This window comes from Sphingorhabdus sp., from assembly GCF_041737645.1.
Taxonomy (GTDB): Bacteria; Pseudomonadota; Alphaproteobacteria; order Sphingomonadales; family Sphingomonadaceae; genus Sphingorhabdus_B.
This window is the reverse complement of the sequence record NZ_JBGSRI010000061.1, coordinates 1-13,177: the sequence shown is the minus strand read 5'-3', so window position 1 is coordinate 13,177 and position 13,177 is coordinate 1. Positions and strand designations below refer to the sequence as shown.

The 13,177-nt window shown below is 53.0% G+C and carries 11 protein-coding genes; 5 read left to right on the top strand and 6 right to left on the bottom strand.

The features are described 5' to 3' along the window. Positions 1-149 precede the first annotated feature (149 nt). Complete coding sequence (locus tag ACEW72_RS11370; protein WP_373476500.1) at positions 150-3,299, bottom strand: TonB-dependent receptor domain-containing protein; 3,150 nt, start codon at positions 3,297-3,299, stop codon at positions 150-152. 217 nt (positions 3,300-3,516) lie between these two features. Between ACEW72_RS11370 and ACEW72_RS11365 the strand changes: the two genes are divergently transcribed. Next, a complete protein-coding gene (locus ACEW72_RS11365) occupies positions 3,517-4,254 on the top strand; it encodes a hypothetical protein (RefSeq protein WP_373476499.1) in 738 nt (245 codons plus the stop codon). An 83-nt stretch (positions 4,255-4,337) separates the two neighbouring features. Then, positions 4,338-5,183: an AAA family ATPase gene (locus ACEW72_RS11360; RefSeq protein WP_373476548.1), complete on the top strand. Its 846-nt coding sequence runs from the start codon at positions 4,338-4,340 to the stop codon at positions 5,181-5,183. Here the strand turns inward: ACEW72_RS11360 and ACEW72_RS11355 are convergent. Continuing rightward, positions 5,180-6,574 (bottom strand): methyl-accepting chemotaxis protein, encoded by a 1,395-nt coding sequence (locus ACEW72_RS11355; RefSeq protein ID WP_373476498.1) that lies wholly within the window; start codon positions 6,572-6,574, stop codon positions 5,180-5,182. The two genes, ACEW72_RS11360 and ACEW72_RS11355, sit on opposite strands and share 4 nt — an antisense overlap. A gap of 152 nt (positions 6,575-6,726) precedes the next feature. On the opposite strand from ACEW72_RS11355, the gene ACEW72_RS11350 reads away from it, so the two are divergent. Continuing rightward, on the top strand, positions 6,727-7,911 hold the full coding sequence (locus tag ACEW72_RS11350) for a VWA domain-containing protein (protein ID WP_373476547.1): 1,185 nt from the start codon (positions 6,727-6,729) through the stop codon (positions 7,909-7,911). 90 nt (positions 7,912-8,001) lie between these two features. Here the strand turns inward: ACEW72_RS11350 and ACEW72_RS11345 are convergent, their stop codons facing one another. The 3 genes from ACEW72_RS11345 to ACEW72_RS11335 all read right to left on the bottom strand — a co-directional run bounded on the left by ACEW72_RS11345 (position 8,002) and on the right by ACEW72_RS11335 (position 10,282). Continuing rightward, entirely contained in the window at positions 8,002-8,388 is a 387-nt protein-coding gene (locus ACEW72_RS11345; RefSeq protein ID WP_373476497.1) for a GxxExxY protein, read from the bottom strand. Between the two features lie 137 nt (positions 8,389-8,525). Next, positions 8,526-9,725 carry an exo-beta-N-acetylmuramidase NamZ domain-containing protein gene (locus tag ACEW72_RS11340; RefSeq protein WP_373476496.1) on the bottom strand — a complete coding sequence of 400 codons (1,200 nt, stop codon included), beginning with the start codon at positions 9,723-9,725 and terminating at the stop codon, positions 8,526-8,528. Beyond that, entirely contained in the window at positions 9,722-10,282 is a 561-nt protein-coding gene (locus ACEW72_RS11335) for a DOMON-like domain-containing protein (protein WP_373476495.1), read from the bottom strand. The genes ACEW72_RS11340 and ACEW72_RS11335 overlap by 4 nt, the downstream gene beginning before the upstream one ends. A 32-nt stretch (positions 10,283-10,314) precedes the next feature. On the opposite strand from ACEW72_RS11335, the gene tyrS reads away from it, so the two are divergent. Beyond that, entirely contained in the window at positions 10,315-11,541 is a 1,227-nt protein-coding gene (gene tyrS, locus ACEW72_RS11330; protein WP_373476494.1) for a tyrosine--tRNA ligase, read from the top strand. Between the two features lie 97 nt (positions 11,542-11,638). Then, positions 11,639-11,962, top strand: a complete 324-nt coding sequence (locus tag ACEW72_RS11325) for a PilZ domain-containing protein (protein WP_373476493.1) — start codon at positions 11,639-11,641, stop codon at positions 11,960-11,962. On the opposite strand, the gene ACEW72_RS11320 is transcribed toward ACEW72_RS11325, so the two are convergent. After that, positions 11,963-13,177, bottom strand: a 1,215-nt coding sequence (locus ACEW72_RS11320; protein ID WP_373476492.1) for an ATP-dependent DNA helicase RecG, incomplete at its 5' end; no start/stop codon positions are given.

The window sequence follows — 13,177 nt, the reverse complement described above, 5'->3', positions numbered from 1 at the left end:
ATAGTTATTTCAGGCAAGTAGCATTTATGTCACACTTATCGGGGCACAGGTTTCAGTTTCCTTCAGAAACCCCCACACATCTAACCATGTCATTTAGGATTTTTTGCTACTCAATCGGCGCGTTTGCTGTTTCCAATCAGTAAATTTGATTAGAAGGTTGCTCTCGCACTAATTTGAAATCGCCGGCCAATTAAATCATTAAAGCTTGCAGGGATTAGTTCGCCGAAATATTTTTGCCCCTGACGATTGAACAGATTTGTTACGGACATGGTAAGTCGGAAATCGTCGGTAGCATCGATAAAAACTCCTCCGCTAAACGTCACGAAATCTCGTAACTGATCGATTTCGCGCGCGTCCGGACCTGAGCCAGGCACTCCCTTTGCACGATTAAGCCGGTTAAAAAGCTGCTCGCCCGTGTAGTTCATCGTAAGTGTAGTGCCGAAGTTTTTTTCGACATATCTTAGACGAAGTTGACCAGAAAATTCTGGATCGCCTAAAGTTCCATCAGATCTGCTGGGGGCTACGCCGGTAATATCAACGAGACGACGTCTGACATACAGCATATCACCTGCAACGGTCAGATTTCCTCCGAAAAGCGGAAAATCATATCCTAATGTGCCCTGAACACCGCTAAACTTAATCCTATTCCCGTTGACAAAGCCGCTGACAACAGCCGGATTCTGTGGATCACCTTGCACCCGCCCGTTCGCACCATAATTAATCTGTGAGCAGAAACTGTTTCCATTTGCGGGGTCAGATGCGTTAAAGTTTTCATTATCAAAGCACGCAGAGGCTATTTGGGCGACATTTAGGTTAGCGATCGGCTTGTTGAGTGTAATATCAATATAATCCGCTGTGATGAACAACCGAGGTATAAAACTTGGACGAATAATCGTTCCAAAACTGAAGCTATCAGCTTGCTCATTTTCCAGATTTGGATTGCCTCCCGACTGGGAAGGAACGCTTGCCGTTGACGCAGGATCTGGTGTGCTAAAGTCTGTGCCGGGAAAAGCTGCGATGAAAGCCGCGCAATTACGAGCGCGAATTGCGGGTACTGCCCCCGCATTTCTTTGCGCCGGTTGGCACAAGTCAGGCACAAACGCGAATGCGTTTACAACCGGCAGAAACAATTCAGTGATCGCTGGAGATCGGAAGGATCGTGTGAAGTTACCCCGTAGTTCGATATCTTGAATGGGGGAAATTGTTCCACCCAGCATAAACGAGAAAAAGCCCCCATTCACGGTATTGTGTGAATACCGTGTCCGACCAGTCAAAGTTGCATTATGAATAAACGGAATGTTATTTTCTTCTATGACCAAGGGAATACGGAGTTCGCCAAAAAGTTCGTCCAGATTATATTTACCAGCCAATGGCGTAATAGCTATCGTGCGCCCCCTGCCAGCCTGCTGAAAGTCGCTCGGTGTAAAACTGGCTTTTTCTTCGCGATGTTCGTAGCCGATGTTAAATCCGATTGGACCTGCCCATAAGTCTACGATTCCGCCCCCGATATTGGCATTGAACACCGACTGTGTCTGCTCGCTAACCGTAACAAATTCCTCTACAACGTAATCGCGAGCTTCTTTAGAAGCTCTCCCTTCGCCAAATACATTGAGTGGCACACAATTCGGGTCCGCAATGGGAGTGCCGCCAGGTGCCGCGAAACCTGTCAAATTTGCACCAATCAACCGTGTCGGAGCAGTCGTACAAACAATTTGCCCAGCGGAATTTCGGGTTACATTGACGGCATTGATAAAATTTTGCGCGTTCAAATCCTGTCCAAAATCACGACTCTTTGTGTTGCCGTGACTTACATATGTTTCAAAATTCAAAACTCCGCCGAATACATTTAAGTCTGCCTTGACGCCGCCCACAAGATTGAACAATCTAGTTTTATTAAAGCCTGTCAAATCCGCATAATCTGCCGAAGCGCGCGAAACATTAAACGACGTAACACCCCGTGAAACTAGGGCTGCACGTGCCTGATCAGTCAGAAAGGGGTTGTTCACCGAAAAGCTAAGTTGCCCTGACAATCCTCCAAAAAGTGAGCTGTTAAAAGTTGGTTGCTGAACCAGCTCATCGGCACGTGAGCGGAAGTAAGTACCTTCAAAAAACAACTCTACATCCGGAGAAACATCAAATGTGATGAACGCGTTGCTCGAAAATCTATTCAGGTCCGACGTTATCTGGGAGAAATCGACAAATCTAAATCCGTCATTTCCTGAACCGGTCGTACCCGGGAAAACGATACCTTGGTTAAATGGAACAAGATTCCCGGCGGTATCAAATTGAAGACCATTTGCTGTTCGAACGCCAAAGGGAACCGCTGGATTGAGTGGGTTAGTGCCAGCCCCCGATAAATTCGTACCCGTTATCAGACCACCCCGAGTTAAAAATGGAATATTCGTATTTCTAACAAGAACCGTTCCAGGATTCCCGTCTGTTGGCGAATTATTGAAGCCTATACATGTATTTAGTCGACCATCATTACTGAAATCAATGCCGGGAAAACGTAAAGTTCCATTTTGTGTAAGTGACGGATTCGTAGCCCCGCCTATTCTGCGTCGAAGGAATTCACGGTCGTTAGATACAAGGCCTTCAAGTTTATCATACGAGAGCGCTACAGTAACATTCAACCGGTCATCAAGAAAATTTCTGCCAAACAAACCAGATACATTATAATTGGTATTATCACCTTCCTCACTAATGCCGGTTTGAAATGACAGTTCGGCACCATTAAATTTTGAGCGAAGAAAGATGTTTACGACCCCAGATATTGCATCAGAGCCGTAAACTGGCGCCCCACCCACGCTAACAGTGTCGATCCTGTCGGTCAGAATACTCGGCAAAACATTCAAATCAACCTGCGTCCCAGCACCAGCGTTTGCGAATAGGGTCGCCACATTTGAACTTACAAAACGACGACCATTGATTAGCGTCAACGTACGGTTTGAACCCAAACCATAACTATTTACAAAGTTTACTCCTTGGCCAAAACCCTGGGCCCCTGCTGGGGTTACGCTACCGCGGATACCCGGCAACTCGTTCAATGCATCTGCAATGTTTGTGACGTTCCGCTCACGCAACTGACGGTTGTCAATGGTGGTCGTTGGCTCGATAGAGTTCAGGTTGGGAAGCCTTATGCGCGAACCAGTAACGAGTATGGGCTCGTTCTCGGTCTCTATTTCGTCTGTTTTCTCGGCAGCGTCGGGAGTAGAAACTTCTTGTGCATAAGTCGGCACCGCCGCCAAAATCGCCGCACTGAGTATTGACCCTGCAACCAACAAGCGTGACTTTTTCATTCTCGATGCTCCCTAACTACCTTTTAAATATAACTTAAGATATAGCTAGGCAGGCTTGAAGCGCTTTCACAAGAGGGCAATTTACCGTCACATTACAATTTTCTTACACTGTGTTAACAAAGCAACACTATCTATAAACTCTTCTCATCAAAAATAGTTCCCCCACACGTAAACATGTCATTTAGGACTTTTTGCTACCTCTCCTCAATCAAGCGCTGTGAAAAGGCCGCTTGATCGTCATGCGGAGTGGGCAATGGACAATCTGGCGCGGCCGGACATAATTGGGGATTTTGGGTCGCTGTTTACCGACGCCATATTGGCCGACGGTAGCGTTTCCATTGTGCAGCCGCTTGCCGATTTCATCAGCGAAGGGGCGGCACGGCCTGATTTGCGTTCGCCGTTCAAATTTGCACGCGGCGCTTTGGTGGCGGATATCGCGCATTTCATAAACATATCGCACGGGCGGCACCCGGGCATTGTCGACCATGCCGCGCACAAAATTGCCGACGATGCAGCGCGCACTTGGCTTATCAAAGCAATTGACGGCTTTGCGGTGGAACGCCGGTTTTTGAATGCGCTAACCGTAGCAGCCGGGCCGGAACGGAGGCACCAGGGGGAAAACAAGGTTGCCGCATTGATTACCGGACAGACGCGCAACTTCGAGATGCTGGCTTCGTCCGAACGCAAAGGTTGCCCGGCGGGCGCCGCGCTTGCCTTTGTCATCGACTGGCACCAAACTCGACCTTGCCTGGAGGCGGTGGCGCTGCATGTTGGCTTGGATGTGCCGCTGGTTGCCCTGCCGAGCATCCATGAATGCACGCAAGTCGCCGAAAATCTTGGCATGACTGACAACTACTGCCGCGCTATGCGCTTTGGCGCTGAACAGATATTGGCACAGCAACGTGGTTTATGGCGGTTAATTGCGGCGCGCCATATCGAGGCTTTGGCGACCTGACCACCTGCATGATTTAGTCGCTTGCATATATTCCCGTCGCCACTTAACGAATTAACCGTTCGATTAAGTGATGGGATTTGATGATGCGTTTTGAAGGCACTGACAAATATGTGGCAACCGATGATCTCAAGGTTGCGGTAAACGCGGCAACAAAGCTGCGCCGCCCGTTGCTGGTCAAGGGTGAACCGGGCACCGGCAAAACCGTATTGGCACAAGAAATCGCGACCGCGCTGGGCGCGCCGCTGATTGAATGGAACATCAAATCCACCACCAAGGCGCATCAGGGCCTGTATGAATATGACGCCGTGGCGCGTCTACGCGACAGCCAGTTGGGCGACGAGCGCGTGCACGACATCCGCAATTACATCAGGAAGGGCAAATTGTGGGAGGCATTCACCAGCCCGCAACTGCCCGTACTGCTGATCGACGAGATCGACAAGGCTGACATCGAATTTCCGAACGACCTGTTGCAGGAACTCGACCGGATGGAGTTCTTCGTTTACGAAACGCAGGAAACGATCAAGGCGGTGGAACGGCCGATCGTGATCATCACCTCTAACAATGAAAAGGAACTGCCCGACGCCTTTTTGCGCCGCTGTTTTTTCCATTACATCAAATTTCCTGACCGTCAGACCATGCAGTCCATCATCGACGTCCACTTCCCCGATATCCAGAAAATCCTGGTATCGAAGGCGATGGATATTTTCTACGAAGTCCGCGATGTTCCGGGCCTAAAGAAAAAACCGTCGACTTCAGAACTGCTCGACTGGCTGAAGCTTCTGCTACACGAAGATATGCCGCTGGACGTTCTGCAATCGCGCGATCCGACCAAGGCCATCCCGCCATTGCACGGCGCATTGCTCAAGAACGAGCAGGACGTGATGCTTTTCGAACGCCTCGCCTTCATGGCACGACGTCAGGGCGGCTAAATCGTATAAGCGATTTCCAGGTCGCCCCAACGGCGGCCATTGATCCGCAGCGGAACATAGACATTGCGGACGACCTTATAGTTCTTGCCGTCGCCTTCATGCCGGTACACCGCCATGATATAGTCTTTCTCGCTCTCCTTGGCGGTTATATCGCATCCTTCAAACAGGACGCGGCCGTTGCGGCAATATTTGGTGTCATGCGCGATTTCGCCAATGGGCGGGCGTGAATATTCTTTGAGATGAACGGGCAGGAAACCCTTCATGCTGCTGCACACGACCGACATGATCGCGTCGGGGTCGGTCGCCTTGACTGTTTCCAACAGCGGCTGCCAATTGCTTTGCGCCCAATCGGTCAGGCGCGTGCGGAAACGGGGCGGGTTGCTGCCGTTGATCGGTTGCAGATCTGTATCGAACAGGGCGCTCATTTCCAGCGCGCCCTCCGCAATGGCCGCTTCGGTCAATTTCTCGACCCTACGCGCTTGCTCCATTGCGAGTTCTACAAATTTCAGGTCATCCAGCGACAGCCCGCTATGAACGATGTGGTCAAACATTCCGTTCGCTAGGTTTTCCAGCTCGACCAACTGGTTGTGCGCCTTCCCGACCGCACCGAACATGGCGCCGTTAGCGTCAGCGACCGCATCGCGGACCTTTTGAGATTCGATCAGGCTGTGATGGACATCGGCCGTGTTGGCCGCGATATCACGGCTGCGGTCGCCCATTTGCCCGATGATGTCGCTAACATTGTGGATCAATTCTTCGAGGCTGGAAAATTGACGCTGCGCCTCGCCGCTTGTCGAAATACCATCCTGAATTTGCCCGACAAATTTGGCGGCTTCGTTTGACAGCGAATTTACCGTGCCGGTAATTTCAACGGCAGCAGCGCGGGAATCAAGCGCCAGCTTTTTGACTTCAGCGGCGACAACCGAAAAAGTCTGCCCGGCGTCACCAGCTTTTTCCGCTTCAATCGCGGCGTTCAATGCGAGCATATTGGTAGTCCGCGCAATCGTATCTATGGACTGGGATACACGCTTTACTTGCTCCATTGCGGCGGCAAACCCGGTAATATGTGTGCCAAGGTTTCCGATCAGATCAACCAATGTGGAGAAGCTGGCGAGCGAAATTTTGACGGTATCATTCCCACGCATCAGCCGGCTTACTGCCGCTTCGGACAAGGCGCTGGCCTCCGATGTCGCATTCGTTACCGCAGCGATATCGGAATCGAGACGTGCCGTGAGCGCCGTCAACTCCGAGTGCCTGGATTTCAACCAGTCCGCAGATTGTAGCGCTTCTTCAAGAACACCCGCCGCTTCCGCACATCCGACCGTTACATCGCCGCAAATCCTCGACGTTTCCCTTACCCATTGGTTTTCCGGAAATTCGATCTTGTCCATCTTCATTGCAAACGGCCTTTTTGACTGGTTCGAGCGACCATACATCCTTATGGTTATCGCTTGGTTAACCCTATTGGGGTCAGGTCCCTAGCTTGACGGATACCGCCCAAGTCGGCACAAGCTTTTCGAATATTGTTTCGAGGGCAAAGCCGGTGTTTTTTTCATTCATGGACGAGTTGCGAACTGCGGGCATTTCCGCATCGCTCAAGGAACATCTTGCCCTTCTTGAGGCGCTTGAAGCCGACGTAATCGCACAGAATCCTGAGGAATTCTATTATCTCGCCCGCACCACGTTGGTAAAGGATGAGGCATTGCTAGACCGGTTTGACCAGGTGTTCGGCAAAGTGTTCAAAGGCATATTCACCGAATACGGACAGAATCCGGTCGATATTCCATCGGACTGGCTCAAGGCAATTGCGGAAAAATATCTGTCACCCGAAGAAATGGCCAATATCGAGAAAATGGGTAACTGGGACGAGCTGATGGAAACGCTGAAGAAGCGGCTCGAAGAACAGGAAAAACGCCATCAGGGCGGGAGCAAATGGATCGGTACCGGCGGCACTTCGCCTTATGGCAATTCGGGCTACAATCCCGAAGGCGTCCGCATAGGCGGGGAATCCAAGCACAAGCGCGCGGTCAAGGTATGGGAAAAGCGTGAATTCCAGAATCTCGACCACACCCGCGAATTGGGCACTCGAAACATCAAGATCGCGATGCGCCGTCTGCGCCGCTTCGCCCGTGACGGAGCCGCCGAGGAGCTTGATATCAATGGCACCATCGACGGCACCGCGCGCAAGGGATGGCTCGATATCCAGATGCGACCGGAACGGCGAAACGCCATCAAGGTTCTACTGTTGCTCGATGTCGGTGGTTCGATGGACCCGTTCATCAAGCTGTGCGAAGAATTATTCAGCGCGGCCACCAGCGAATTCAAGAACCTCGAATTCTTCTATTTCCATAACTGTCCTTATGAGGGGCTCTGGAAAGACAATAAGCGACGGTTTAGTGAGCGCACACCGACATGGGATGTGCTTCACAAATTCCCGCATGATTACAAGATTGTGCTCGTGGGCGATGCGTCGATGAGCCCCTATGAAATTACCCATCCGGGTGGCTCTGTCGAGCATTTCAACGAAGAATCCGGCGCGGTGTGGTTGCACCGCATCACCAACACATACCCCGCCACTGTTTGGCTAAATCCGGTTCCGGAAAAGCAATGGGGCTACTCGCAGTCCACCAAGATCATCAAGGAAGTTATCAACGACCGGATGTATCCGTTGACGCTGGATGGCTTGGATGATGCTATGCGTGAGCTAAGCCGCAAGCATGGGCATTGAGCGGGTTTGATTGCTGATGGCTTTTTTTCGCTACTTTAGTTTTTCGCTAAAAGGAAAAAGGCAAGAAGGAAGAAGGCGGCAGTGATTGCATTATCCGCTGCTGTAAACGCGCCGTACACCATGCCGATACATTGCAGAGCCGAAATTTAGAACCAGTCCCATGGGCTGTTTCAAGAGTTTAACGTAGGTTTGCGTCTGGCGGATATGGACGCCCGACAATTTTTCTAAAGCTTTTAATTCGATGACGAGCCAGTCATTAACGAAGAGATCCACCTTATAGGCGTTGGCATAATCCACATCATCGATTCTGATATGGACCGGCATCTGCCGGGCCACTTTCAATCCTTGCCGTTCCAATCGTCCTGCCAGAACGGCTTCGTAAACAGACTCGAGTAATCCTGGCCCTATTTCTTTATGCAGATGATAGCCCGCATCAATGACGGCGGCTAAGTGATCCTCTTGCGATTTTTTTAACAAAACAACTCTCGTGCAAAACGTCGCAAATACAAACTTGCACAAGTCCAACATTTTATCAAGACAATGATTTATAAGGACTAAACTTCCGTCTTATTCCTTTTCGTCTTTTTCCTTTTAGCGAAAAAAAATTTCACAGCTCAGTAAATCAAATACCCCCGCCGAGCAGCCACCCAGGCCTCTTCATCCGGCCCGGCAACCGCATCCAGATCATCTGCCGTAGAACTTTCAAGGTCCACCCATTCCCGTAGACCCGGGCCGCCATTTATCACGTCAATCGCCAGCTTCCCCAGTTCATATTCATAGGGGAAATCACGCCACAGGTCATAGTCAGGATACAACCGCCTAACCGCCTTGAACGCCAGCACTTGCAAGCGCCATGGGCGGAACGCCTGATGGTCATAGGCAGCGCCTTCGGCATGGATATGCACGCCGTGGCACAGACTGTGGACATGTTTGTGGAAAGTTGGCTCAAACCATATCTCGCGCAACGTGCAGCCCGTCAGCCATTGCGGCGCGAAACGACGCATTTCGGCGATAACAGCACGGGCATCAATATCCGGCGCGCCAAATATTTCCAATGGCCGCGTTGTGCCCCGGCCTTCCGACAATGTGGTCCCTTCAAGCATCACCGTGCCAGCATAAGCCCGGGCCATATTGATATTGGGGGCATTTGGGCTGGGGTTGATCCAAAGTCTGTCCGCAGGCCAGCCAAAGCCGGGGGCTGCATCGGGCTGATACCCCTCTATCGCCACGACATGATAATCGACATCGATTTTAAAATGGTCGACAAACCACTGACCCAGTTCACCCAAGGTCATCCCATGGCGCATCGGGATTGGCCCCGCGCCGACGAAACTTTCCCATCCGCGCAAAAGCGTCAGCCCTTCGACCGGCCTTCCTGCGGGATTAGGACGATCGAGAACCCAGACCGATTTACCATGCTCGGCTGCGGCCTCCAGCATATACAACAGTGTGGTGATGAAAGTGTAGATGCGGCAGCCCAGGTCCTGCAAATCGATCAGGATGACATCGAATGTATCCATCGACTGGCCGGTCGGGCGGCGCACTTCGCCATATAGGCTGAACACCGGAACGCCGTGGACGGGATCGGTGAAGTCGGGCGACTCCATCATATTGTCCTGCTTGTCGCCGCGCAGGCCATGCTGTGGGCCAAAAGCCGCCGTGATGTTTATGTCTTCGAGAGCGGCAAGCGCATCGAAACTGTGCGTCAGGTCCGATGTCACTGATGCTGGATGGGCGAGAAGAGCAACGCGCTTGCCCTTTAACGGGGCACGCAATTGGGGCTCGGTGAGCAGACGATCTATTCCAAATTTCATGCCGCGCTTGGTGCCTCCAGATAGAGCGCAAAGCAATCCCTATGATGAAAATCGGGCTTTCCGTCCGGATGAGACAAAGCCCAATAGGATGTGGTGTCGCCGCTTTCCGCAATGACCGCGGTCAATCCGATCCACAAAGGCCCATCACGCCATTGTTCCGGCAATATGAACTCTACCTCCAGCGCAAAATGGGTTTCACTGGCATCACCATTAATTTCCGGTCGATAGGTCATCAGCTCGGTCATTCCCGCCCGATATTCCGAAAAGCTGTATGCGGCCCACTGGGTGGACGGGGCGAAATTATATTCCAGATATGCGTCGTCATTGTCCCGGCGCGCGAACAGCTCGAAACAGGTGGTTTTCCACAATTCATCGGTCCGCATGGGCGGCAATGTACTGGAAATTTCCAGCGAACCTAGATCGCAAGCCACATGGTAGCGCAGCGACAGCGCGCCGCCGTTTCCGCGGCACAATGACACGTAAATCGTATCGGCCATGAAAGGCGGGGTGGCGGGGTGGCAGCTTAGCGCGATTTCCTTTATCGAAATATTGGCCAATCTCGAAACTCCATGCTAGGCGCTGCCGCGTTATGACTGCTTACAAATCCGACCTCCTCCGCCTGCTTGATGAACGCGGCTATATTCACCAAGCAACCGATGCCGCAGGGCTCGATGCGCTGGCGACGAAAGAAATCGTTCCGGGCTATATCGGCTTCGATCCGACTGCGCCATCGCTTCATGTCGGCAGCCTTGTGCAGATCATGCTTCTGCGCCGTCTGCAACAGGCGGGGCACAAGCCGATTGTCCTGATGGGTGGCGGCACCGGCAAGATTGGCGACCCGAGTTTCAAGGACGAAGCACGCAAGCTGCTGACCAATGAACTCATTCAGGAAAACTGCGCCTCGATTAAGCGGATATTCGAACGCTTCCTCTCCTTTGGGGATGGGCCGACCGATGCCGTCATGCTGGATAACAGTGAGTGGCTGGACGCGCTCGAATATATCCCTTTCCTGCGCGAAGTCGGGCAGCATTTTTCGATCAACCGGATGCTCAGCTTTGATTCGGTGAAGCTTCGGCTCGACCGGGAGCAGTCGCTCTCGTTCCTCGAATTCAATTACATGATCTTGCAGGCCTATGACTTTATGGAATTGTCACGCCGTGCGCGGTGCCGCCTGCAAATGGGCGGGTCGGACCAGTGGGGCAACATCGTCAACGGTATCGAACTTGCCCGCCGGATGGATGGAACCGAAGTTTTCGGCGTCACGACCCCTTTGATCACCACGGCGGACGGCGGCAAGATGGGCAAGACGATGTCGGGCGCCGTTTGGCTGCACGAGGACCAGTTGCCTGCTTATGATTATTGGCAATTCTGGCGCAACACCGATGACCGCGATGTTGGTCGTTTTCTGCGGCTGTTCACCGATGTGCCGCTGGCAGAAATCGAGAGGCTGGAGAAGCTGGAAGGCGCGGAAATTAACGCGGCGAAGATTGCACTGGCCAATGCCGCAACCGAAATGTGCCGCGGGGCAGATGCCGCAAAGCTGGCCGAAGAGACCGCGCGCAAGACATTTGAAGACGGTGCAATAGGCGGAAATCTTCCGGTATTTGAGGCCGAAGGTGATATTTCGATACTCGATGCGCTGATCGGATTGAACTTTGTCACGTCCAAAAAAGAAGCCCGGCGGCTGATCGAAGGCGGCGGTGCGCGGATCAATGGCGAAGCGGTTTCGGACGAAAATATAATGATTCCATCCGGTCCGGATGAAATCAAATTGTCGGCCGGAAAGAAAAAGCACGGAATTTTGCGCTTTTCCTAAGTTTTCTCGGTAAACACCGTGAAAGGATTATTTTACCATTTATTTGTAAATTGCCACCATAACAAAGCCATTGATGGCACAGAAAAGGTCGTAATTTATGGCGCAACCCGCACCGAATACCGATATGGATTTACGTCGAGCGGCGCGCCATCGGGCGAACCACAAGGTTATTGCGGAAAGCAAGCTTCATGGCGACCAGACGATCCATATCGTCAACGTGTCGGCACATGGCTTCATGATAGACGACAACACCGTATTTGAACGCGGCGATCGTGTTGAGTTGCGCTTACCGGTTGTGGGTCGTTTGGAAGCTTTGGTGATCTGGACCGTAGAGAACCGCGCCGGTTTCCAGTTTGAACGGGTCGTCCGCCTGCCCGATTTTCTCGCGCTTTTGGATCATGTCGCACCCAAATTGCGTTAATCAACCTCCCCTAAGCGTCGCTATTCCCGCGTCGCGCTCAAATAGATAGAGACACACACGCGCCGCCTCGCCCCTTGGCCCGGCAAGGCCGCCATCGCGTTCCAGCAACAGCCGCGCATCATCGGCCGCCACGCCGATAAGTTCGCGCACCTGTTCAGGCGTCGCCACGCGAAACGGACTGTCCCCCGACTGCCGTGTCCCCAGCAGCTCGCCTGCCCCGCGCAGTTTCAAATCCTCCTCCGCAATGCGAAAGCCGTCGTTGGTTTCGCGCATCAGAGCTAGTCGTGACCGTGCCGTCTCGCCAATTTGCGCGCTGCGGATCAGCAAACAGACCGATTTCTCTGCCCCGCGCCCCACCCGCCCGCGCAACTGGTGCAACTGGGCTAGGCCAAAGCGGTCTGCGGCCTCAACGATCATCAGGCTTGCATTGGGCACATCAACGCCGACCTCGATGACGGTGGTCGCCACCAGTAGCCGGGTTTCGCCCCGGATGAAGCGTTCCATCACCGCATCTTTTTCCGGACCCCGCATCCGCCCGTGCACCACTGCCACCTGCTCGCCGAAACGCAGCCGCAACATTTCGGCGCGCTGTTCGGCGGCGGCAAGGTCGCTATTCTCGCTTTCCTCAACCAGTGGACAGACCCAGAAAGCTTGCTTCCCCGCCGCCAGATGCCGCGCCATACCATCGACAATCTCGGGCAGCCTCTCCTGCGAGATCACCCGCGTTTCAACCGGCGTGCGTCCGGGCGGTAGTTCATCGATCTGCGAGGAATCCATCTCGCCGTAAGCCGCCAGCGCAAGGCTGCGTGGGATCGGCGTCGCGGTCATCACCAGCAAATGCGGCACACCCCTGCCCTTGCGCGACAGCATCAACCGCTGCGACACACCAAAACGGTGCTGTTCGTCAATCACTGCGAGCGCGAGCGCTTTATAGGTCACCGCTTCCTGAAAAATCGCGTGGGTGCCGACTAATATGTGAATGCTGCCGTCGGCCAGCCCCATCAACGTCGCCTCGCGCAGCTTGCCCTTTTCGCGGCCGGTCAGGATGGCGATGTTGATGGGCAGCCCCGCCAGCAATTTCTGTAGACCCGCAAAATGCTGCCGCGCCAAAATCTCGGTCGGGGCGAGCATTGCGCCTTGCATCCCGGCCTCCACCGCACGGAGCAGCGCGCGCAACGCGACCATCGTCTTGCCCGAGCCGACATCGCCCTGCAA

Bases quoted from the DNA above. Each gene is read 5' to 3' on its own strand.
- ACEW72_RS11355 (WP_373476498.1), bottom strand. From the start codon at position 6,574: ATGGACAAGATCGAATTTCCGGAAAACCAATGGGTAAGGGAAACGTCG.
- ACEW72_RS11360 (WP_373476548.1), top strand. From the start codon at position 4,338: ATGCGTTTTGAAGGCACTGACAAATATGTGGCAACCGATGATCTCAAG.
- ACEW72_RS11325 (WP_373476493.1), top strand. From the start codon at position 11,639: ATGGCGCAACCCGCACCGAATACCGATATGGATTTACGTCGAGCGGCG.
- ACEW72_RS11370 (WP_373476500.1), bottom strand. From the start codon at position 3,299: ATGAAAAAGTCACGCTTGTTGGTTGCAGGGTCAATACTCAGTGCGGCG.
- tyrS (WP_373476494.1), top strand. From the start codon at position 10,315: ATGACTGCTTACAAATCCGACCTCCTCCGCCTGCTTGATGAACGCGGC.
- ACEW72_RS11340 (WP_373476496.1), bottom strand. From the start codon at position 9,725: ATGAAATTTGGAATAGATCGTCTGCTCACCGAGCCCCAATTGCGTGCC.